This is a genomic window from Bradyrhizobium sp. LeoB3 (assembly GCF_055456055.1).
The window spans coordinates 19519-40579 of the sequence record NZ_JBVBEF010000064.1 but is presented as its reverse complement, the minus strand read 5'-3'; the positions used below and the strand labels follow the sequence as shown (position 1 = coordinate 40579).

Annotated in this window: 18 protein-coding genes; 10 read left to right on the top strand and 8 right to left on the bottom strand. The window is 62.6% G+C overall.

Going from position 1 to position 21061, the window contains the following annotated elements; genetic code table 11:
* Positions 1-120 precede the first annotated feature (120 nt).
* Positions 121-1188 (bottom strand): GGDEF domain-containing protein, encoded by a 1068-nt coding sequence (locus ACZXDY_RS31150; protein WP_028167830.1) that lies wholly within the window; start codon positions 1186-1188, stop codon positions 121-123.
* 211 nt (positions 1189-1399) lie between these two features.
* A complete protein-coding gene (locus tag ACZXDY_RS31145) occupies positions 1400-2827 on the bottom strand; it encodes a DEAD/DEAH box helicase (RefSeq protein WP_464348140.1) in 1428 nt (475 codons plus the stop codon).
* A gap of 412 nt (positions 2828-3239) precedes the next feature.
* On the opposite strand from ACZXDY_RS31145, the gene ACZXDY_RS31140 reads away from it, so the two are divergent.
* Together ACZXDY_RS31140 and ACZXDY_RS31135 are read left to right on the top strand one after the other, a co-directional pair.
* Positions 3240-4709, top strand: coding sequence for a caspase family protein (locus ACZXDY_RS31140; RefSeq protein WP_464348139.1), 1470 nt, complete (start codon positions 3240-3242; stop codon positions 4707-4709).
* A 47-nt stretch (positions 4710-4756) separates the two neighbouring features.
* Positions 4757-6007 (top strand): FAD-dependent oxidoreductase, encoded by a 1251-nt coding sequence (locus ACZXDY_RS31135; protein WP_464348138.1) that lies wholly within the window; start codon positions 4757-4759, stop codon positions 6005-6007.
* Between the two features lies 1 nt (position 6008).
* Here the strand turns inward: ACZXDY_RS31135 and ACZXDY_RS31130 are convergent, their stop codons facing one another.
* The 4 genes from ACZXDY_RS31130 to ACZXDY_RS31115 all read right to left on the bottom strand — a co-directional run bounded on the left by ACZXDY_RS31130 (position 6009) and on the right by ACZXDY_RS31115 (position 10509).
* Positions 6009-6779 carry an SDR family NAD(P)-dependent oxidoreductase gene (locus ACZXDY_RS31130; protein WP_464348137.1) on the bottom strand — a complete coding sequence of 257 codons (771 nt, stop codon included), beginning with the start codon at positions 6777-6779 and terminating at the stop codon, positions 6009-6011.
* 166 nt (positions 6780-6945) lie between these two features.
* A complete protein-coding gene (locus tag ACZXDY_RS31125; RefSeq protein ID WP_028167835.1) occupies positions 6946-7728 on the bottom strand; it encodes an outer membrane protein in 783 nt (260 codons plus the stop codon).
* 216 nt (positions 7729-7944) lie between these two features.
* Positions 7945-10002, bottom strand: a complete 2058-nt coding sequence (parE, locus tag ACZXDY_RS31120; protein ID WP_464348136.1) for a DNA topoisomerase IV subunit B — start codon at positions 10000-10002, stop codon at positions 7945-7947.
* A gap of 138 nt (positions 10003-10140) precedes the next feature.
* A complete protein-coding gene (locus tag ACZXDY_RS31115; protein ID WP_028167837.1) occupies positions 10141-10509 on the bottom strand; it encodes a hypothetical protein in 369 nt (122 codons plus the stop codon).
* Between the two features lie 178 nt (positions 10510-10687).
* Here ACZXDY_RS31115 and ACZXDY_RS31110 point away from each other — a divergent pair, with 178 nt between their 5' ends.
* The 6 genes from ACZXDY_RS31110 to ACZXDY_RS31085 all read left to right on the top strand — a co-directional run bounded on the left by ACZXDY_RS31110 (position 10688) and on the right by ACZXDY_RS31085 (position 16742).
* Positions 10688-11218, top strand: coding sequence for a DedA family protein (locus ACZXDY_RS31110; RefSeq protein WP_130228029.1), 531 nt, complete (start codon positions 10688-10690; stop codon positions 11216-11218).
* 129 nt (positions 11219-11347) lie between these two features.
* Positions 11348-12337: an MBL fold metallo-hydrolase gene (locus ACZXDY_RS31105; protein ID WP_464348135.1), complete on the top strand. Its 990-nt coding sequence runs from the start codon at positions 11348-11350 to the stop codon at positions 12335-12337.
* Positions 12338-12670: 333 nt separating this feature from the next.
* Complete coding sequence (locus ACZXDY_RS31100; protein WP_464348134.1) at positions 12671-13336, top strand: FMN-binding negative transcriptional regulator; 666 nt, start codon at positions 12671-12673, stop codon at positions 13334-13336.
* Positions 13333-14313: an N-acetyl-gamma-glutamyl-phosphate reductase gene (gene argC / locus ACZXDY_RS31095; protein ID WP_464348133.1), complete on the top strand. Its 981-nt coding sequence runs from the start codon at positions 13333-13335 to the stop codon at positions 14311-14313. The genes ACZXDY_RS31100 and argC overlap by 4 nt, the downstream gene beginning before the upstream one ends.
* A gap of 433 nt (positions 14314-14746) precedes the next feature.
* Complete coding sequence (locus tag ACZXDY_RS31090) at positions 14747-15715, top strand: ABC transporter substrate-binding protein (protein ID WP_464348132.1); 969 nt, start codon at positions 14747-14749, stop codon at positions 15713-15715.
* A 46-nt stretch (positions 15716-15761) separates the two neighbouring features.
* Positions 15762-16742 carry an isopenicillin N synthase family dioxygenase gene (locus ACZXDY_RS31085; protein ID WP_464348131.1) on the top strand — a complete coding sequence of 327 codons (981 nt, stop codon included), beginning with the start codon at positions 15762-15764 and terminating at the stop codon, positions 16740-16742.
* Between the two features lie 10 nt (positions 16743-16752).
* Here the strand turns inward: ACZXDY_RS31085 and ACZXDY_RS31080 are convergent, their stop codons facing one another.
* Positions 16753-17151, bottom strand: a complete 399-nt coding sequence (locus ACZXDY_RS31080; protein ID WP_028167844.1) for an MAPEG family protein — start codon at positions 17149-17151, stop codon at positions 16753-16755.
* Between the two features lie 94 nt (positions 17152-17245).
* Positions 17246-19051 carry a PHA/PHB synthase family protein gene (locus ACZXDY_RS31075; RefSeq protein WP_464348130.1) on the bottom strand — a complete coding sequence of 602 codons (1806 nt, stop codon included), beginning with the start codon at positions 19049-19051 and terminating at the stop codon, positions 17246-17248.
* A gap of 290 nt (positions 19052-19341) precedes the next feature.
* On the opposite strand from ACZXDY_RS31075, the gene ACZXDY_RS31070 reads away from it, so the two are divergent.
* Positions 19342-19611 carry a hypothetical protein gene (locus ACZXDY_RS31070; protein WP_464348129.1) on the top strand — a complete coding sequence of 90 codons (270 nt, stop codon included), beginning with the start codon at positions 19342-19344 and terminating at the stop codon, positions 19609-19611.
* A gap of 212 nt (positions 19612-19823) precedes the next feature.
* Positions 19824-21044: an LL-diaminopimelate aminotransferase gene (locus ACZXDY_RS31065; protein WP_130228036.1), complete on the top strand. Its 1221-nt coding sequence runs from the start codon at positions 19824-19826 to the stop codon at positions 21042-21044.
* Positions 21045-21061: the final 17 nt, after the last annotated feature.

Genomic DNA, 21061 nt, shown 5'->3' with positions numbered 1-21061 from the left:
CATTGCGAGGAGCGCAGCGACGAAGCAATCCATGCCTCCACAAGCGGCGAGATGGATTGCTTCGCTTGCGCTCGCAATGACGGGGGAGAGAGCGTGACAGAACGTTCGCCTACGAAATCGTCACGCAACGCGGCTGCGGATTTCGGCGGTGTATTCGGGGTCGACTTCGCAGACCACGCGGTTGCGGCCGGCGCGCTTGGCGGCATAGAGGCAGGCATCGGCGCGCTCGATCAGCGCATCCGTGTCGTCGCCCGGCTTCAGCAGGGAGACGCCGACCGAGATGGTGACGCGGCCGAGGATCTCGCCGGTGGATTTCTTCTTCAATTCCTTCGCCATCACGGCGCGGCGGATATGGTCGGCCACCGTCAGCGCTTGGCGCAGGCTGGTGTTGGGCAGCACAACCGCGAATTCCTCGCCGCCGTAGCGCGCGGTGATGTCCTGGCCCTTGATGGTCTGCTTCAAGGACATGCCGACCAGCCGCAGCACCTGGTCGCCGGTGAGGTGGCCGTAGGAATCGTTGAACGACTTGAAATGGTCGATGTCGAACATCAGGAGCGACAGCGGCTGGTCATTGGCGATCGCGGTCTGCACGGCCATCTCGATCGAGCGGTCGAAATATTTGCGGTTGCCAAGCCCGGTCAGCGGATCGGTCAGGCTCTCGGCGCGGATCGCCTCCAGGCTGTGCTGGAGATTGCTGATTTCGGTCTTTGACAGCGCCAGGCGATTCTCGAGCGCCTTGTTGGTTTCGCGCATCTCATGCGTCGACTTCACAAGCTGCTCGATGATCGGCTTGAGCTGGTCGCGATTCTTCACGCTCGCGAGCCGTTCGCTGGCGCCGCTCAGGCTTGCATCGTAGCTCGCGGACATGCCGAGCGCGTCCGAGATCAGCGTTACGACATCGTCGATCTCGCCGATGACGCGCGCGCCGACCTTGTCGATGCGATCTGAAGTCTTGATGTGAGAGAGATAGGTCTCGTAGATCTGCTCGAGATCGGCTTCGCTCAGCTTGCCGTTGCGCGCCAGAGTCTCGTTGATGATCTTATTGAGGGGAGCGTTGTATCCGGTCGCGTAGACATACCAGATTTCGTAGTTGCGGGGGACGGCGGTCTGACGAAGCGACCTGATCTGGCCAAGCGCAACCTCGGCAAAAGCCATCGTGCGTTCGTGTTCGTCCAGCAGCTTGACCACTGATCAAGTCCCCAATGCCGAGCCGCGCCGCCCAGCCGCAATGACTAAAAGTATTGTCGCCACGCTAATGGAGGATAATGAACGCCCCGTAAATAGGGGAATCGCACGCCGTGCGCCGACGATTCGGATGGAGGAATCGACGGCACGAAAAAAACGAACCAAGCCAGAGATTAGAGCGTCGGCCTGATCTGAGCCGACGCTGTGCAAAGCGCTAGACGCGGGCCCGCACGGGGCGGAGCAGAAACGCGGGCAGATGCGAGTGATCGGCCGGCTCTGAGTCGACGTCGTGCTGTGTGCGCCGCGGCTCCGCGCGGCCGATCGAAGGCACTCGCGGGCTAGCCGCCTGCGGCTGCGAATTGCCATTGCGGCCATCGCCGTTGCGGCTATCGCGGCCATGACCATGACGCGGCTCGCGTTCGCGCCGCGAGTTGCGGCCGCTGCGCTCGCGCGAACCGTCGCGGCGCCGTGCCTCACGCGGCTGCTCGTCGGTCTCGCTCTCATCCGATTGAACCGAGAAGTCGCCTTCAGCACGCGGGATCGGCTGGCCGATCAGCTTCTCGATCGCCGCGACCGACTTGGTGTCGAGCGGCGTGACGATCGAGATTGCGGTACCGGTGCGGCCCGCGCGGCCGGTGCGGCCGATGCGGTGAACGTAGTCGTCGGGATGATGGGGGACGTCGAAGTTGAAGACGTGGCTGACGGCGGGGATGTCGAGGCCGCGGGCGGCGACATCGGAGGCGACCAGGAGCGGCAGCTCGCCCTTGCGGAATTGATCGAGCGCCGCCATGCGGGCGGCCTGATCCATGTCGCCGTGCAGTGCGCCGACGCTGAAGCCATGCTTCTGCAGCGACTTGTGAAGAATGGCGACTTCGCGCTTGCGATTGCAGAAGATAATCGCGTTGTTGAGGTCCTTGGCCTCGCGCAGCAGGCGGCGGAGGATTTCGCGCTTCTGGTGCGGCTCGCGCCCTGCGGGCACCTGCGACTGCGTGACGGTGACGGCGGTGGTGGCGGGCTTGGAGACTTCGACCTTCACGGGGTTGTGGAGGAAAGCCTCGGTGATGCGCCGGATCTCCGGCGGCATGGTGGCGGTGAAGAACAGCGTCTGACGGGTGAAGGGCACCAGTTTGCAGATGCGCTCGATATCGGGGATGAAGCCCATGTCCAGCATGCGGTCCGCTTCATCGATCACGAGCAGCTCGACGCCGGTGAGCAATAATCCGCCGCGCTCGGTGTGGTCGAGCAACCGGCCGGGGGTCGCGATCAGGACGTCGACGCCACGGGTCAATTTGCTGTCCTGGTCGCCGAACGAGACGCCGCCGATCAGGAGCGCCACGTTGAGTTTCTGTCCGGCCCCATAGCGGTCGAAGTTTTCCTTCACCTGGGCGGCGAGCTCGCGTGTCGGCTCGAGGATCAGGGTCCGTGGCATTCGTGCCCGGGCCCGGCCTTTCTCGAGGATGGTGAGCATCGGAAGCACGAAGGCGGCGGTCTTGCCGGTGCCGGTCTGGGCGATGCCGAGGACATCGCGGCGGGCGAGAACGTGGGGAATCGCCTGTTCCTGGATGGGCGTGGGATTGGTGTATCCGGTGGCCGCTACGGCGGCCAAGACCTTGTCGGAAAGGCCAAGATTGGAAAAAGACATTGAGCCTCTTGTCGACACCGCCGTTCGGAATCGAGGGTAAAAAGGCTGGTCGCGTTTCGCCCCGAAACGGCGTTGCTTCTCAAAAAAGCTCGGGGGCTCTGACTGACGCTGACGGGCGGCAAACTCAGGGAATCGCGTTTCGATCCAAGGCCGCGTTGCTCGGAACATAGGTTCGAAATCGCCAAAGTCAATCTGGGAACTGCCCAAATGCCCGAAAAAGCTTAATGTTTTCGCACAAATAAGGGGCGAGCTGTCATTTGCCCGTCAAATGGCGGAGCGGTACTGGCCGAACGCGAAAGCTCGTACACTGAACCGGTTGGGGCGGTGTACCGACTATGGCATCGACGGTCGCGCGTTGGGGGCGCTTGGTGAGACGGGGCAGAGAATGGCTGGCTTTCTTTCGAGAGTTCTGATGGTCGCGGGCATTACCCTGGCATCGGCAACTCTCGCCGCGCCCGCGCAGGCTGAAAAGCGCGTCGCGCTGGTCGTCGGCAACAATGACTACAAAAACGTCCCCAAGTTGCAGAAGGCGGTGAATGACGCCCGCACCATGGCGGACACGCTGAAGCAACTCGGCTTCTCCGTCATGATCGCTGAGAATCAGAACCGCCAGCAATTCTCCGAGACGCTGCTCGCCTTCGACAAGGCGATCGAACCCGGCGACACCGCGTTCTTCTTTTACGCCGGCCATGGCTTCGAGATTGCCGGCCAGAACTTCCTGCTGCCGACCGACGTGCCGGCGGCGACCGAGGGCCAGGAAGAACTGGTGCGCGACGCATCTGTTCTCGCCGATCGCATCGTCGAGCGCCTGCAGAACAAGAGGGCGCGCACCTCGATCCTGGTGTTCGATGCTTGCCGCAACAATCCGTTCGAGCGGCCGGGAACGCGCGCGGTCGCCGGCGGTGGCGGGCTGGCGCCGATGACGCAGTTGCCGGAGGGCGTATTCTCGGTGTTCTCGGCCGGCCCGCGCCAGACCGCCCTCGATCGGCTGTCGAACGACGATACCAATCCCAATTCGGTGTTCACCCGTACCTTTGCCAAGCAGTTGCTGCAGCCCGGCAAGAATCTGGTCCAGGTCGCCCAGCAAACCCGGCGCCTGGTCAGCGAGGCGGCCGAGACCATCAGGCACAAGCAGATCCCTGTTTATTTCGACCAGATGGTGGATGACGTGTTCCTGAACGGCATGACGAAAGCGCAGGACGTGGCGGGAGCTGCCGAGGGACCGCAGAAGCTTGCAGCATTGCCGCCGGTCTCGGTGCCGCGCGTCCCGAAGGACGATTCCGTCAACGCGCCGATCGCAAGTTTCTCCCGCCATAATGGCGGCTGGACGGTGGTGTTCTCGATCGCGGACCCTGCGCTCGGAATCTCCTGGCGGATGGGCGACGGCGGCGATTTCCGCGAGACCGGATTCATCGACGCGCTTGATCCGCGCACGCGCAAACGGATGCCCAATCCGTCGATCGAACTGGCAGCCGATGCGCCGGCCGGCACCATCCAGGTCCGCTATGTCGATGCGGCCGGGGAGATGCAAGGGCCGTTTCCGATCTGGTTCGACCCCGAAGCGGCATTGATCCGCGACCAGCGCAAGATCCTCGACATGACTGCGACGAGCTGGCTGTCGTTCCGCGAGTTCAACGGGCTCCTGGTCTATTACACCCATCTGATGTCCTACCGCTGCGCGATCCGCGAGGCGCGTATCGGTATGGACAGCGCAGTGCCGGACAAGGTGCTGAAGATGCCGCCATGCGATCCGCGCGACCCCAGCGTGATCCCGCATGAGGCGCAGCCCTATCTAAAGCTTGCGCCGCAGACCAAGTCGGTCTCGGTGGAACTGACCTATCGCGACGGCAGCGTATCGGAGATCAAGATGTTCCGGCGCTAGTCGTCTGATTGGCGCTATAATTCAAGCCGGGTCTCGACGAGGGCATCATGAGCGCAGGCGTATCGCAGCATCCATCAGCGCGCAGGATGAAAGTGCGCTGCTGCATCGTCGGCGGCGGGCCGGCGGGCATGATGCTTGGCTACCTCCTGGGCCGCGCCGGCGTCGATGTGGTGGTGCTGGAGAAGCATGCCGACTTCTTCCGCGACTTTCGCGGCGACACCGTGCATCCCTCGACCTTGCAGGTGATGGACGAACTCGGGCTGATCGACGGCTTCCTCAAGCTACCGCACCAGGAATTGCAGAAGCTCGAAGGGATGTTCGGCGGCACCAAGGTCCGGATCGCCGATCTCTCCCGCACGGACGCAAAATACCCGTTCATTGCTTTCATGCCGCAATGGGACTTTCTCAACTTCCTGCGCGAGAGCGGCAAGCGTTTCGCTTCACTGCAAGTGCTGATGAGCACGGAGGCGACCGATCTGATCCGCAATGGCGAAGCGGTTGCCGGCGTGAGGGCCAAGACGCCAGAGGGCGCGCTCGACATCGAGGCCGATCTGACGATTGCCTGCGATGGCCGTCACTCGACTGTGCGCGAGCGCGCCGGACTTGCGGTCGAGGAGATCGGCGCGCCCATGGACGTGTTGTGGTTTCGCATCGGGCGGCGGCCGGACGAAAACGAGAACCTGTTCGCGCGGGTCGAGCCCGGCAAGATGATGGTCACGTTCAACCGCGGCGATTACTGGCAATGCGCCTATGTGATCGCCAAGGGACAATACGACGCGGTGAAGGCGAGGGGACTTCCGGCGCTGCTGGATGACGTGGTGCGGCTGGCGCCGATCCTGAAGTCCGGCATTTCCGATGTCAAAAGCTGGGACGACGTGAAGCTCCTGACGGTTGCGATTAACAGGCTGAAGCGCTGGACGCTGCCGGGGCTGCTGTGCATCGGCGACGCCGCGCATGCGATGTCGCCGGTCGGCGGCGTCGGCGTCAACCTGGCGGTGCAGGATGCGGTCGCGACCGCCAATCTGCTGGCGGCAAAGCTTGCGGGCGGCTGTCCGACCGAGGATGAACTCGACGCGGTGCGCAAGCGGCGCGAGTTTCCGATGAAGATGACACAGACGATGCAGACCATCGTGCAGAACAAGATCATCAGCACGGCGCTGGGACCCGCCAATCAGCCGATCAAGGTTCCACTGGTGGTGCGGCTGGTCACGGCGATGCCCTTGCTGCAGGGCATCACCGCGCGCTTCGTCGGGATCGGCGTGCGTCCCGAACATGTGCAGTCGCCCGCGCTCTCCTGAATCAGCCCATGATCGAATAGCCGCCGTCGACGGGGATGGCGGTGCCGGTGATGAAATCGGAAGCCGGCGACGCGAGGAACACCGCGATCCCCGAGAGATCGTCGATATCACCCCAGCGCGCCGCCGGCGTGCGCGCCAGCACCCGCTCATGCAGCCCGGTGATCTCGCTGCGGCCGCGCCGGGTCAGGTCGGTATCGATCCAGCCGGGCAGGATCGCGTTGATCTGGATGTTATCGGCCGCCCAGGCGCAGGCACAGGATCGCGTGAACTGCACGATGCCGCCTTTGCTCGCGGCATAGGCCGGCGTGAAGCTGGCGCCGAAGATCGACATCATCGAGCCGATATTGATGATCTTGCCACCGCCGGCTTCTTTCATCGCCGGATGGACCGCCTGCGAGCATAGGAAGGCGCTGGTGAGGTTGGTCGCGATCACGCTGTCCCATTCGCCGATATCGAGCTCGTGCGGCGGCTTGCGGATATTGATGCCGGCGTTGTTGACGAGGATATCGATTCGCCCGAACTCGGCTTTGACGCGCGCCACCATGTCGGCGACGGCTTTGCTGTCGGTGACATCGGTGGCGATCGCAACGGCCGTGCCGCCGCGCTGCTTAAGTTCGGCGACCGCGGCTGCCGACTTCCCTTCGTTGCGGCCGACGACGGCAATCGCAGCGCCGGCATCCGCCAGCCCGCGCGCCATCCCAAGCCCGATTCCACCATTGCCGCCGGTGACGATCGCAACCTTGCCAGTAAGGTCGAAGAGGGGCGTTCCCATTGTTGTTTTCCGCTTCTGTTGTCGAGATTGAGGGAAGATGCCGACTGAGGCGAGGCTTTGCCAACCCCGGATGTCGCAGACGTGCCAGTCTTGCAACGAACCCCAGGCGCAAACGCAAAAAAGCCCCGGACGATGCCGGGGCTTCTGCCTGCCAGTTCAGCAGAGATCAGTACTTGGCGACGACCGGAGTGCCCCAGTTGAAGCGGTAGACGATCGAGGTGCTGATGGTCTGCACCCAGGGCTTGAAGGTGGTCGAAATTCCCGTCGGCGTGCCATCAAGGAACGACGAGGGCAGAGAGATGCGGTCGTAGAACGCGGAGCGATATTCGGTCTTCATGAACCAGCCAGGCGCGCTGATGCCGAAGATATCGAGGTTGTTCTCAACGCCACCACCGACGAACCAGCCGTCACGACGGAACGAAGGAGTGGTCGCACCGACCGGGTTTCCGGCGAGATCGGAAAGGGTCGTACCCGACCATTCCGAACCCGAATAGCCGCCGTTGACGTAGGAGTAGACATTCGGCGCAACCAGATAGCCGAGGCGCACACCGGCCGCATAGCTGGTCCGAAGCTTCACACGCCCCTCGACCTGGTCAATCGGGTCGGTCAACGAACCACGAAGGCTGCCGAACTGGCCGTCGGCGAACACGCCAGCAACCCACCGGCCGTTGAACTGCCAATCGTAGCCGATACCAACGGTACCGAACCAGCCGTCGCCGCCGAGCCGGGTGTCGCGCGACAGCGGAATCGCGCCAACGGTGGTTTGAACGTTGCTGTCAGCATCCCACAGACCACCGCCGCCACCGCCGAAGACATAGAAGCCGGTCCAATTATAGACGGGCGCCACCGGCGGCGGCGCCTTCGTATACGGCCGAGCGCCAAGATCAGCCGCCGAGGCCGACCCCGTCAGTGCTGCAACCGCCGCCAGAGCGAGCGCCAATTTCTTCATGTTCAAATCCCCAACTTGCATGACGAGCGCCTGACGGCTGCGTCGATTCCATTTCGTAGCTGCACAAACTATAGCTATTTCAACCAGGAATGCTGTTGCGGGACAGGCACACTTGCCTGAAAACGCTCCGGTTCGTCTTCGGCCCGGAGCGGTGCGCGTGCCGCGGCAGGATAAAAATCTGTCGCGTTTACAGAGGGTTATCCTGGAAAGCGATGATTAGACGTCAAGCAGGTCGTCGCTGGCAAATTCAGCCTTGTCGGAAATGAAGGCGAACCGCGCCTCGGCCTTGGTGCCCATCAATCGCTCAACCGAATCGGCGGTGCCCTCGCGGTCATCGGCAAGCAGAACGACCCGCAGCAGGGTGCGCTTGGCCGGGTCCATCGTGGTTTCCTTGAGCTGCGCCGGCATCATCTCGCCGAGGCCTTTGAAGCGGTTGACCTCGACCTTGGCGTTGGCATTGAACTCACTTTTGATCAGCGCGTCCTTGTGCGCGTCATCGCGGGCATAGACCGATTTGGAGCCGTGCGTGAGCTTGTAGAGCGGCGGTACCGCCAGATAGAGGTGCCCTTCGTCGATCAGCCGCGGCATCTGGCGGTAAAAGAAGGTGATCAGCAGCGACGCGATATGGGCGCCGTCGACGTCGGCGTCGGTCATGATGACGATGCGCTGATACCGAAGATCCTCTTCGCGATAATGCGCACCGGTGCCACAGCCGATCGCCTGCACAAGGTCGCTGAGCTGGACATTGCCCATCAGCTTGTCCTTGCCGGCAGAAGCGACGTTGAGGATTTTGCCGCGCAGCGGCAGCACGGCCTGCGTCTTGCGATCGCGCGCCTGCTTGGCGCTGCCGCCGGCCGAGTCGCCCTCGACGATGAAGAGTTCGGAACCTGCAAGTCCGGCGTCGGTACAATCGGCGAGCTTGCCGGGCAGGCGAGCCTTTTTGCCGGCGGTCTTGCGTGCAACCTCTTTCTCCTGGCGGCGGCGCAGCCGTTCCTCGGCGCGTTCGACCACGAAATCGAGCAGCCTGTTGGCCTGCACCGGATTGCCCGACAGCCAGTGATCGAACGGATCCTTGATGGCCTGCTCGACGATGCGCTGGGCCTCCGCCGTGGCCAGCCGGTCCTTGGTCTGGCCCTGGAACTCCGGCTCGCGCACGAACACGCTGAGCATCACCGCGGCGCCGACCATGACGTCTTCCGAGGTGACCGATGCAGCCCGCTTGCCCTGGCCGACGCGCTCGGCGTGATCCTTCAGGCCGCGCAGCAGCGCGCTCCGCATGCCGGATTCATGGGTGCCGCCATCGGGGGTCGGAACGGTGTTGCAGTAGGAGGACAGGAAGCCGTCGGCGTCCGCCGTCCAGGCCACCGCCCATTCGCAGGCGCCGTGGGCGCCGTTGCGGCCCGACTTGCCGGAGAAGATGTCCGGATGCACCAGCGTGTCGGCATGGATCGCGGCGGCGAGGTAATCCTTCAGGCCGCCGGGGAAGTGGAAGGTTGCCTCCGTCGGCACATCCTCGACGCCCTTCAGGAGTTCCTGGTCGCAATGCCAACGGATCTCGACGCCGCCGAACAGATACGCTTTGGAGCGCGTCATCTTGAACAGGCGCTGCGGTTTGAATGTGGCCTTGGCGCCAAAGATGTCGGTATCGGGCTTGAAGCGGATGCGCGTGCCGCGGCGGTTGCTGACCTTGCCGAGGTCTTCGAGCTTGCCCTTCGGATGGCCGCGCTCGAACGTCATGCGGTGGAGCTTCTGGCCGCGCGCCACCTCGACCTCAAGCCGCGAGGAGAGGGCGTTGACCACGGAAACGCCGACGCCGTGCAGGCCGCCCGAGGTCTCGTAGACCTTGGAGTCGAACTTGCCGCCCGAATGCAGCGTGCACATGATGACTTCGAGCGCGGATTTCTTCGGGAATTTCGGGTGCGGATCGATCGGAATGCCGCGGCCGTTGTCGGTGACTGTCAGGAAACCGTCCGCGGTCAACTCCACCTCGATGAAGGTGGCGTGCCCCGCCAGCGCCTCGTCCATGGAGTTGTCGATGATTTCGGCGAACAGATGGTGGAGCGCCTTTTCGTCGGTGCCGCCGATATACATGCCGGGCCGCCGGCGGACCGGTTCCAGCCCTTCGAGCACCTCGATATCAGCAGCGGTATAGTCAGCCTCAGCGGAACCCGACCGCGCAGCGACCTTCAGCGGCGCCCGGCCCTTGGGTTCGGCACCGGCGAACAGGTCGTCATTGGATTTGGTTTTTGCAGCGGGTTTCAGTGATTTGGACATGGCTCTTCATAGATTGCACAAACAGCGCGCAGCGAATCAGTCACTCTGACTATGACACGGATAGGCTTAAAAAGTGACCGCCGGGCAGCGGCAATCGATGCCTCGCCCGGCGGTCACCGAATAGATAGGGACTCTCGATCAGGCGCGCGAGGTGCGGAACACGATCAGGGCAAACAGGGCCATGGAGCCGACCACCAGCAATGAGCCCACGACCGGAGCGATCTCGAAAGAGGATCCCTTAAGGAGCACGACGGCTACGCCTGCGGGGAACAGGATCGCGCCCAGAATGTGCATCCAGCCCTGGATCCGGGCCAGCATCGTCGCCCCCGCGGCCGGAATCAGGTGGTAATAGAGCCCAAACAGGAACAAAAGCACGCCGCCGACGAGATTGAGATGGGCATGCGCCGGCGCCAAAGTGAAGTTTTGCTGGATACCCATAGCGATGCCGCCCAGCATTCCGAGCAGCAGAACGACAGCACTCACGCACATCATCAACGATCCAATCATCAAAAACCCTCATCTTGTGGGAAAACGCCGCGGCCATGGGGCCGGGAACTGAAATCACGCCCCTTCCTTCGGCTTTGTGACTTGATTGTCACGCAAGGGGCTGGCTTACCTGTCCTTAGGCTATGAGCCCGCAGAAAGGTTCAAGCCACCTGAGCGGGGCGGGGAAGGCGTTCATTATATGGAAGAATTTGCGCGTGCCGTGGCCGATTTCGTGCGCGACCACCAGGCTTGGGCCGCGCCAATCGTGCTCGTGCTGGCGTTCGGGGAGTCGCTCGCCTTTGTTTCGTTGCTGATCCCAGCCTGGGGTGCGCTTGTCGCGATCGGTGCGCTGATCGGGGTGAGCGGTATTAGTTTCTGGCCGGTCTGGATCGCCGGCGGCATCGGCGCGGCGCTCGGCGACTGGGTCTCCTATTGGTTCGGCTACCGCTACAAGGAAAAGGTCGCGCAGATGTGGCCGCTATCGCGCTACCCGGAGATCCTGCCGCGCGGGGAAGCCTTCGTACGCAAATGGGGCGTGCCCAGCATCTTCATTGGCCGCTTCTTTGGACCCTTGCGCGCCTCGGTTCCGCTCGCGGCCGGTATCTTCGAGATGTCATATTGGCCATTCCAGATCGCCAATTTCATCTCCGCGCTGGTGTGGTCGGCGGTGCTGCTGCTGTTCGGGGACGTGATGGCGCGCATCGCCGAGTGGTTGTGGCGAACGGTGTGAGACGTGGAATAAGCGCCTCAGGCGGGGGTTAGCTCCGTCGATACTGGGCGCTCCATTTTCCGGTAGATTGGGTCCTTGCAGGAAGCCAACGCGGAAATACCGCGATCATCGTTTCAGTGGGAGAGCATCATGGAAATCACACGTCGTCACGCCCTCGCGGGCGCAGCCGCTATTGCTGCCGCGCCACTGTTGCCGAACGTTTCCGCACAGGCCGCGGCGCCACTCGCGGACAAACAGGCGCCGAGCTTCTACCGCTACAAGGTCGGTGACATCCAGGTCACCGTGGTGTCCGACGGCAAGAACGTCTTCAAGCTGGAAGACTCCTTCATCACCAATGCGAAGAAGGAGGAAGTGAACGCGGCACTGGAAAAGGCGTTCCTGCCACGTGACGTCTTCACGATCCATTTCGCCCCGCTCGTGATCAACAGCGGCGGCAAGCTCATCGTTCTCGACACCGGCAACGGCCCTACTGCCAAGGTCAACAGCAAGGGCGCCAACGGATTGTTCATCGACAACATGACGGCTGCGGGATTCGATCCCAAGGCGGTCGACATGGTCGTGATCTCCCACTTCCACGGCGATCATGTGAATGGCCTCTTGACGGCGGACGGCACGCCGGCGTTTCCGAACGCCGAGGTGCTGGTGCCTGCGGTGGAATGGAAGTTCTGGATGGACGATGGCGAGATGAGCCGCGCTCCGGCCGGTCGCATGCAGGGTCTTTTCAAGAACAACCGCAGCATCTTCGAGGCGAGCCTTCAGAAGAAGGTGACGCCCTACGAATGGAGCAAGGAGGTCGCGCCGGGACTGCTCGCGGTCGAGACCGCTGGCCACACTCCGGGCCACACCTCCTACGTGTTGTCGTCCGGCTCGGGGAAGGTGTTCATCCAGTCCGACGTCACCAACAATCCGAATCCGTTCGCGACCAATCCGGGCTGGCACGCCTTCTTCGATCAGGACGCCGACATGGCCGAGAAGACCCGTCGCCGGGTCTACGACATGGTGGCCGCCGAGAAGCTGCAATTGCAGGGCTTCCACTATCCGTTCCCCGGCCTTGCCAATATCGAGAAGGACGGCAATGGCTACCGGGTGATCCCGGCGCCGTGGAATCCGGTGATCTGAATTGGTCCCACGCTCGTCATTCCGGGGCGCGCGCCTTTAGCGCGCGAACCTGGAAGCTTGAGGTTGTGGCGCGCGATTCCGGGTTGGACGCTACCGCGTCGCCCCGGAATGACGGCGTTGCGCCTTGACGATCAGGCTCCGCACCCCTATAGGCTCACGCATGATCCACGTTGCGACCAATTCCATCGCCCGTCGCCGCCGCGCTTGCGCGGTATGGGCGGTCGTCTGCGTTTAAGATCATCGCCTCTGCCGCCGGATCATCTCCCGCGGCATCTTTCCCAAGAAAAGCAACGCGGTCGATCTGGCGGCTCCTAGCCACCTCCGGAGTTCGACATGTATACGCCACCGCCGTTCAAGCCCGACCGCGCCGCAAGTCTCGCCTTTGCGGAAGCGCGCGGGTTCGGCCTTGTCTGCGCCTGGGACGGCGCCAAGCCGATCGCTTCGCCGCTGCCGTTCTATCTGTCCTATGCTGCCGACGGGACGCCGCGCGCGGTGTTTCATCTTGCCCGTCACAATCCGCTGATAAAGCTTGCGGGGACTTCGTCCTGGCTGCTGGCCGTCACTGGATCGGATGCCTATGTGTCGGCGGATTGGTACGTCTCGCGGGATCAGGTGCCGACCTGGCTCTATCAGGCTGTGCACCTGAGCGGTCCGGTGCGGCCGCTATCGGATGATGAGCTTGCGGTGCAGATCGATACCCTCAGCGCCAAGTTCGAGAACAGGCTGTTGCCGAAGAAGCCGTGGACGTCGGCGAAGATGACTGCCGGGCGGCTGGAGGCGATGAAGAAGGCAATCGTGGGCCTTGAGATGACGGTTGAAGAGGTCGAGGGTAGCTTCAAGCTCAACCAGCACAAATCCGAAACCGACTATGCAGCGGTGGCGGGCGCGCTCGCCTCGCAGACCGATGCCGGCGCGCAGCAGATTGCGCATCTGATGCGGGAAGCGCGGCCGCAAGCCTTTGCAAATGAACCGAACACGCTCGAAAGGACCGAGCCATGAGCCTCTCTGACGTCAAGCCATCTCCGACCGTCGGCAGCTCCGCAAAGGCCGCCGTCTTCGTCGACGGTGCCAGTGGAACAACGGGCCTCGGCATCAATGAGCGGCTTCGGCTGCAGAACGACGTGGTGGTGAAGAGCATTGCCGAAGAAAAGCGCAAGGACGCAGGTGCCAAGCGCGCGCTGATGGAGGAGGTGGATCTGGTGATCCTCTGCCTGCCGGACGATGCCGCGAAGGAGACCGTAGCGCTGATCGACAGTATGGGCACAGCGGCCCCCCGCGTGCTCGACGCGTCGACGGCGTTCCGCGTCGCCAGCGACTGGGCGTACGGCTTTCCGGAGCTCGCCCCGGATCAGGCGGACAAGATCCGCACCGCCCGGAAGGTCTCCAACCCCGGCTGCTATCCGACTGGCGCGATCGCGCTGCTCCGCCCGCTGGTGGATGCTGGCGTCCTGCCGGCGGACTATCCGATCACCGTCAACGCCGTCAGCGGCTATTCCGGCGGCGGAAAGTCGATGATCGCAAGCTTCGAGGATGGCACCGCGCCAGCCTTCGAACTTTATGGTCTCGGCTTCGAGCACAAGCACGTGCCGGAGATGCAGCTCTACTCGCGGCTGACGCGCCGGCCGATCTTTGTGCCGTCGGTGGGCAACTACCGGCAGGGTATGCTGGTGTCAGTGCCGTTGCAGCTCGAGACGCTGCCGGGCAACCCTGGCGCGGCCGACCTTCACGACGCGCTGGCGAAACGCTACGCCGGAAGCCGCTATGTCTCGGTCATGCCGCTTGAGAACGAGGCTGCCAAGAGCGGGCGGATCGAGCCCGAGGCGCTGAACGAGACCAACAGGCTCGAACTGTATGTCTTTGCCAGCGACAAGCACCATCAGGCAGTGCTAGTCGCGCGCCTAGACAACCTGGGTAAAGGTGCCTCGGGCGCGGCGGTGCAAAACATGCGGCTGATGCTGGGGCTCGCTGAGGCCTAAGCCTGAAGCGGGCGGTACTGTTTCTGTCAGCGTGACCGCGTTGCGCACAGCGATGCGGTCACGATTCTGCCGGAGCGACATTGGACGATCGGCACAATAGGGACGCGCTCAAAGGCTCACCAGAAAACTGGATGAAGTCAGTTGCCGCAGATGAGGGCGCGCGCCCGCGATCCGATGGCTGGCGCACAGGGCGCATCCTGTCTGCGTACGCTTTTTGCGAACACAATGCGCAAAAAATGATGCTCGTACGCAACGCTTTGCGGTGCAAGACTTCCTATTGCCTTGCAATCCAGTGGTCGCCGAGCGCTCCGCAAACACGGAGATGAAGCTGGCTCGCAGGCTCAGCTCGCCATTGTGGTGACGACGATGGCTACCCGACGGTCGGCTGAATCATTTCCAGTCCAAAGGGGCAGGCATGCGGACCGCTACACTCATGAAACAGTGTCTTGCTATCTGTGCGATGGCCTTGTCGGTCATGGGTTCGCCAGCCCAGGCGCTCGATAAGGTTGTTTACGGCCTAAACTGGGTGCCACAAGGGGAGCACTGTGGGTTCTTCCAGGCCCAGGCCAAGGGCTACTACAAGGACGCAGGCCTCGACGTCGAACTTCGTCCCGGCAATCCAAACGTCAATATGCCCCTCATGGTCGCTGCCGGCGAAATCGACATGGGCATGGGGTCGAGTTTCACAACGCTCAATCTGGTCAATCGGGGCGTTAAGGCCCGTACGGTCGCGGCATTTTTCCAGAAGGACCCGCAGACGCTGGTGGCTCATGCAGGCCAGGGCGTTTCCACCCTGCAGGACGTGAAGGACCGGCGGATCATGATCGGCCAGTTCTCACGAAACGAATTCTGGCAATTCCTCAAAGCCAAGTTCGGCTTCTCGGATGATCAACTGGCGGCCTACAGCTATTCGGCTGCGCCGTTTCTTGCCGATCCCAAGGCCGTGCAGCAAGGCTATATCACCGAAGACGCCTTGCTGCTCGGCAAGGCCTTGCCTGCACCGCCCGTATCGATCCTGCTTGCCGACTATGGCTACGACAATTATGCGACCACGATCTTCGCTACCGACGCCTATATTGAAGGTCATTCCAACACCGTTCAGGCCTTCGTCGATGCAACCCGAAAGGGGTTCGAAGAATGTATGACGGGTGACGCCACACCGGCCATGAAAGCTATCCTCGCCGTCAATCCAACCGGGGGAGAGGAACTGTTCCGCTTCAAGCTCGATCAGATGCGCAAGCGCGGGCTTGTCCTTGGGGGCGATGCCGACAGGCTGGGGATTGGCGCCATGACGGACGAACGCTGGACCCGCTTCTTCGACACGCTCGCCGCGGCAGGAGTCTATCCGAGAACGCTCGACGTGAGATCCGCCTACACGCTGCGATTCAGCAACACCAAATGACCGTTCGACCACCTGATGTGTTTGCCGAGAGATTTCGATGCCTCAGATGACTCTTCCCATCGTCGATATAGCCCCCTTCGTCCACGGTGACGCTGCGGCCCGCCAGAAGGTCGGACTGGCGTTTGGTCATGCGTTCGAAAGTATCGGTTTCGCCGTTGTGGTCGGGCACGGGGTGCCCGAACAGCTCGCGAGCGACACCTATGGTGCGGTGAAGGGCTATTTCGCGCAGCCCATGGCGACGAAGCTGCAGAATGCGGCACCCGAGAAGACCAAGGGGCGCGGCTATCTGCCGATCGGAATCGAGAGTGTCGCCAAGACCCTGTCGGGCGAAACGCCGCCTGACCTGTGCGAGGCGCTGGTGTTTGCGGCTCCGCACCGGGAAGCCCACAGCGGCCGGCCGAATATATGGCCCGCCAGTCCGGTCGGGCTTCGAGACTTGGTTGAAGCCTGGTCGGCCGAGATTATGACGCTCGCCGCTCATCTCACGCGTCTTTCGGCGTTGGCCCTCGATCTGCCAGAAGACTATTTCGCGTCCTCGTATGCCGATCCATCGATCACGCTGCGCTTTGTGCATTATCCCGATCAGCCGCAACCGCCTGCGCCGGGTCAATTGCGCTATGGCGCCCATCATGACTACGGTGGCCTGACCATCCTGCGGCAGGACGAGGCGCCGGGCGGTCTCGAGGTCTGTGATCGCGACGGGACATGGAGCGAGGTTGGCGTCGTCCCGAACTCCTTCGTGATCAATGTCGGCGATCTGATGTCGCGATGGACCAATGGCCGCTGGCGCTCGACGCTGCATCGGGTATCCAACCCCGATCGCAGCCTCACAGGCTCGACCGCGCGCCTGTCCATGGTGGCCTTCACGGGACCGAACGAGTCGGCCGAAGTCGCCTGCCTCCCGACTTGCGTCGATGCGGAGCATCCCGCGCTGTACGAGCCCGTGTTGGCTGGCGACTACATTCGCGCCAAGCTGACGGCATCCATGGATTTGAGCATGAAGCCCGAGGCCAGGCCACAGCCGTGAAGCACTGTAATCAGAACGCCCTGAATATCGCCACCGCGAGTACGGCCTGCGCCAGGAAGCCGATGACGAAGGCGAGGGTGCGGAACACCGGCAGGCCGAGCGTATAGACGATCAGGTGCGCGACGCGGGACCAGAAATAGACGGCGCAAGCGAGCACGGTCCATTTGGTCGAGTAGTCGATTGCGTTGAGGATCAAGACCAGCGGCGCGAAAATAATGAGATTCTCGACCGCGTTGTCATGCGCGAACATCAGCCGGTTCGCCCAGTCGGCGTGAGGCTTGTCGTTGCGCGACGGATTGGCCATCGCGCCGGCGAGGCCGCGGACCTGGCAGCGGTTGATGGCATAGGGAATCCACAATATTCCGGTCAGGATTACCGTCAGCGTCAGCCAGAACAGTTCGCGCGTCATTGGTTTCCCCTCGGTTGAGCTGCGTCCCGTCTGGAGCGTGATGGTTTTTCTGCTCCGATGGACGCTTGATTATACCGAAGCGGCGCGCCTCGCGCTATGCGCGCACCCGGACATAGCTGCCGGGAGCTTCTTCGATTGGTGGCAGTGCCTCCGAGCCGACCGCGCGCGCAGGCACTGTCTCGGCATCGATGCTTTCCAGCCATTCGCGCCAATCGGGCCACCACGATCCCTTGTGCTCCTTGGCGCTCTTCAGCCAGTCGGAAAGCTTGGCGTCCTTGATGTTGTCGTTGGTCCAGTACTGGTACTTGTTGGCCGCAGGCGGGTTGACCACGCCGGCGATATGGCCGGAGCCGGACAGCACATATTTCACCGGCCCGCCGAAGAATTGCGATCCGTACAGCACCGACTCGGCCGGCGCGATGTGATCCTCGCGGGTCGCGAGGTTGTAGACCGGCACCTTCACTTTGGAGAGATCGAGCAGCGTGTTGTCCAGCACCATGGTGCCGGAGGAAAGCCGGTTCTCCAGATAGCAGTTGCGCAGGTAATAGGAATGGTTCGCCGCCGGCATCCGCGTCGCGTCGGAGTTCCAGTGCAGCAGGTCGAACGAGGAGGGCGGCTGCCCCTTCAGGTAGTTGCTGACGACATAATTCCAGATCAGGTCATTCGAGCGCAGCATGTTGAAGGCCATCGCCATCTTGCTGCCCTCGAGCACGCCACGCTGCTCCATGTCGCGCTCGAGCGCGGAAATCTGGTCCTCGTCGACGAACACCAGGAGGTCGCCGGCATGGGTGAAGTCGACCTGAGAGGCGAAGAACGTGGCCGAGGTGACGCGCACCCGGCGCTTCTCGGCGAGCCAGGCGAGCGTCGCGGCAAGGAGGGTGCCGCCGACGCAATAGCCGACGGTGTGAACCTTCATCTCGCCAGTCACCTTCTCGATGACATCCATCGCGGTCAGCGGTCCTTCGGTCATGTAGTCGGAAAAGGTCTTCTTGCCGAGATCGCGATCGGGATTGACCCAGGAGATCACGAACACGGTCAGTCCCTGGTCGACGCACCATTTGATGAAGGACTTCTCGGGCCTGAGATCGAGGATGTAGTACTTGTTGATCCATGGCGGCACGATCAGGAGCGGCGTGCGCAGCACCGTCTCCGTGGTCGGCGAGTACTGGATCAACTGCATCAACTCGTTTTGATAGATCACCTTGCCTGGCGTGGTTGCCATGTTGACGCCGACCGCGAGGTTGGTCGGGTCGGACTGGCGGATCCGCAGCGTGCCGTGGCCGGCCTCGATGTCCTCCGCCAGCATCTTCATGCCGCGAACGAGGTTGTCGCCGTTCGTCTCCATCGTGGTGCGCAGCACTTCCGGATTGGTCAAAACGAAATTCGACGGCGCCAGGGCGTTGGTGATCTGCTGGACGTAGAACTCGGCCTTCTTGCGGGTGTGCGGGTCGATGCCCTCGGCGTTGCGCACCAGCTCCTGCGCCCATTGCGTGGTGAGCAGATAGAGCTGCAGGATGAAGTCGAAGAACTGGTTCGACCGCCATTCCGGGTCGGCGAAGCGCTTGTCGCGCGGTGGGGGGTCAATCGCGGCCTTGGCTTCCTGGCCGGCCATGCGGCGGGCGGCTGAGCCGAACAGGTCGAGATAGGCCTTGCCAAGCTTGGTCTGCAGGTCAGCGGCCCGATCCTGGTCCGAGAGCCAGTATTCGGCGACCGCGGTGAAGGTCTTGATCACCTCCGCAAACTCGCCTCCCGCCTTGTCCTTGATGTCAGCGTTTTCGCGCGGCTTCAGATAGGCCGCAAGCGCCTGGCCGGAGCTCTCCAGCGCACGCGCAATGTTCATTGCGAAGGCTTCGCCGTCGAACTTCTTTGTGGCCTGGGTTTCGAGGGTAACGTCGCTCATGCAGTGGACACTATCGCTTCAATTGAGCCGCGTCATCGCGCGGTGCGGCAAGCAAGATGTAGGATTTCTCTAGGTTTTCGCATTGTTGCACTGCGACAAATTCCTCCCAGTTCCGACACATTGAAGCCGCATCAATCGGATTTGTTGTTCACGACTTAATCGTTTCGGGCGACAATGGTTTGAACGGTTAGGGCAGAGCCGAAGCGATTGGACGATTTGTCGCTGCAAAGCTCGTACCAGTGATTGGTTACCGGCAAGTGGGGACTTCCGGACGTATGCGTATCGATCGAATGAAAAGGCTGCTCGCGGTCGGCGCGCTGCTTGCGTCCGCGGTTGCGCTGAGCGGCTGCTCGACGTCGATCGCGGATCTTCCCGGCATCGGGACGCCAGCCGATGCCCCGGCGCGTCCGAAGGAGGCCGGCGGGTATCTTCCGGTGCACGACATGCCGCCGGATCGTGAGGAGGCGCCGATGAAGCCGGCGGAGCAGGCCAAGATCGAGGCCGAGCTGAAGGCCGCGCGCGACCGCCAAGCCACGGCCGCACAAAACGCCGGCAAGTGAAGCGGCAGCAAGCTAATCGCTGGCGCTGCCACCGCTACATGCTAAAAGAACCTCAATTCAACCGCATATCCGGTCGCCGAGCCCAGATTTTGCGTCTGGAAACGCTCTAAGTCATTGATTGGGCGTAATTTCCGGGCCAAACCGGACTTGGTCTCGGCAAACCGCGTAAACGCGCGCGATTCTGCCGTGCCGGTCGTCGGAGCAAAGGTCCCATGGAAGAGTTCTATCGCATTCGCCGTCTGCCGCCTTACGTGTTCGAGAAGGTCAACCAGGCCAAGGCAGCGGCGCGCAATGCCGGGGCCGACATCATCGACATGGGCATGGGCAACCCCGACCTGTCGACGCCGCCCCATGTGCTCGAGAAGTTGAAGGAAACCCTCGGCAAGCCGCGGACCGACCGCTATTCGGCCTCGCGGGGCATCAATGGCCTTCGCAAGGCGCAGGCTGCGTATTACGCGCGGCGATTCGGCGTGAAGCTCAATCCGGACACCCAGGTGGTGGCGACGCTGGGCTCGAAGGAGGGCTTTGCCAATGTGGCGCAGGCGATCACCGCGCCCGGCGACGTCATCCTTTGCCCGAATCCGAGCTATCCGATCCATGCCTTCGGCTTCCTGATGGCGGGCGGGGTGATCCGCTCGGTGCCGTCGGAGCCGACGCCGCAATTCTTCGAGGCGGTGGAACGGGCGATCATCCATTCGATCCCGAAGCCACTCGCGCTCGTGGTCTGCTATCCTTCCAACCCGACGGCTTATGTCGCCGATCTCGATTTCTACAAAGACCTCGTTGCGTTCGCGAAGAAGCACGAGATATTCATCCTCTCGGACCTCGCTTACGCCGAAGTTTATTTCGACGACAACAATCCGCCACCTTCGGTGCTGCAGGTGCCGGGCGCGATGGACGTCACCGTCGAATTCACCTCGATGTCGAAGACCTATTCGATGGCCGGCTGGCGCATGGGCTTTGCGGTCGGCAACGAGCGCATCATCGCGGCTCTGGCGCGGGTGAAATCCTATCTCGATTACGGCGCCTTCACGCCGATCCAGGTGGCCGCGACTGCGGCGCTGAACGGGCCGGACGACTGTATCCGCGAGATGCGCGAGACCTATCGCCGGCGACGCGACACGCTGGTGGAAGCCTTCGGCCGCGCCGGCTGGGACATCCCGCCGCCGCAAGCCTCGATGTTCGCCTGGGCGCCGCTGCCGAAAGCGTTCGAGGATGTCGGCAGCATGCAGTTCGCGACCCTGCTTGTGGAAAAATCCGGCGTGGTGGTGTCGCCCGGCGTTGCCTTCGGCGAGCACGGCGAGGGTTTTGTCCGCATCGCGATGGTGGAAAACGAGCAACGTATTCGGCAGGCCGCGCGCGGTGTGCGCCGCTTCCTTGAAAGCGGCATCGAAACGTTGCACAACGTGGTTCCTCTCGCCAACCGGCGTTAATCTCCTCCGGCAGGTCT

Coding starts and splice junctions, on each gene's coding strand:
- ACZXDY_RS31145 (WP_464348140.1), bottom strand. CDS start 2,827: ATGTCTTTTTCCAATCTTGGCCTTTCCGACAAGGTCTTGGCCGCCGTA.
- ACZXDY_RS31140 (WP_464348139.1), top strand. CDS start 3,240: ATGGTCGCGGGCATTACCCTGGCATCGGCAACTCTCGCCGCGCCCGCG.
- ACZXDY_RS31135 (WP_464348138.1), top strand. CDS start 4,757: ATGAGCGCAGGCGTATCGCAGCATCCATCAGCGCGCAGGATGAAAGTG.
- ACZXDY_RS31130 (WP_464348137.1), bottom strand. CDS start 6,779: ATGGGAACGCCCCTCTTCGACCTTACTGGCAAGGTTGCGATCGTCACC.
- ACZXDY_RS31125 (WP_028167835.1), bottom strand. CDS start 7,728: ATGAAGAAATTGGCGCTCGCTCTGGCGGCGGTTGCAGCACTGACGGGG.
- parE (WP_464348136.1), bottom strand. CDS start 10,002: ATGTCCAAATCACTGAAACCCGCTGCAAAAACCAAATCCAATGACGAC.
- ACZXDY_RS31115 (WP_028167837.1), bottom strand. CDS start 10,509: ATGATTGGATCGTTGATGATGTGCGTGAGTGCTGTCGTTCTGCTGCTC.
- ACZXDY_RS31110 (WP_130228029.1), top strand. CDS start 10,688: ATGGAAGAATTTGCGCGTGCCGTGGCCGATTTCGTGCGCGACCACCAG.
- ACZXDY_RS31105 (WP_464348135.1), top strand. CDS start 11,348: ATGGAAATCACACGTCGTCACGCCCTCGCGGGCGCAGCCGCTATTGCT.
- ACZXDY_RS31100 (WP_464348134.1), top strand. CDS start 12,671: ATGTATACGCCACCGCCGTTCAAGCCCGACCGCGCCGCAAGTCTCGCC.
- argC (WP_464348133.1), top strand. CDS start 13,333: ATGAGCCTCTCTGACGTCAAGCCATCTCCGACCGTCGGCAGCTCCGCA.
- ACZXDY_RS31090 (WP_464348132.1), top strand. CDS start 14,747: ATGAAACAGTGTCTTGCTATCTGTGCGATGGCCTTGTCGGTCATGGGT.
- ACZXDY_RS31085 (WP_464348131.1), top strand. CDS start 15,762: ATGACTCTTCCCATCGTCGATATAGCCCCCTTCGTCCACGGTGACGCT.
- ACZXDY_RS31080 (WP_028167844.1), bottom strand. CDS start 17,151: ATGACGCGCGAACTGTTCTGGCTGACGCTGACGGTAATCCTGACCGGA.
- ACZXDY_RS31075 (WP_464348130.1), bottom strand. CDS start 19,051: ATGAGCGACGTTACCCTCGAAACCCAGGCCACAAAGAAGTTCGACGGC.
- ACZXDY_RS31070 (WP_464348129.1), top strand. CDS start 19,342: ATGAAAAGGCTGCTCGCGGTCGGCGCGCTGCTTGCGTCCGCGGTTGCG.
- ACZXDY_RS31065 (WP_130228036.1), top strand. CDS start 19,824: ATGGAAGAGTTCTATCGCATTCGCCGTCTGCCGCCTTACGTGTTCGAG.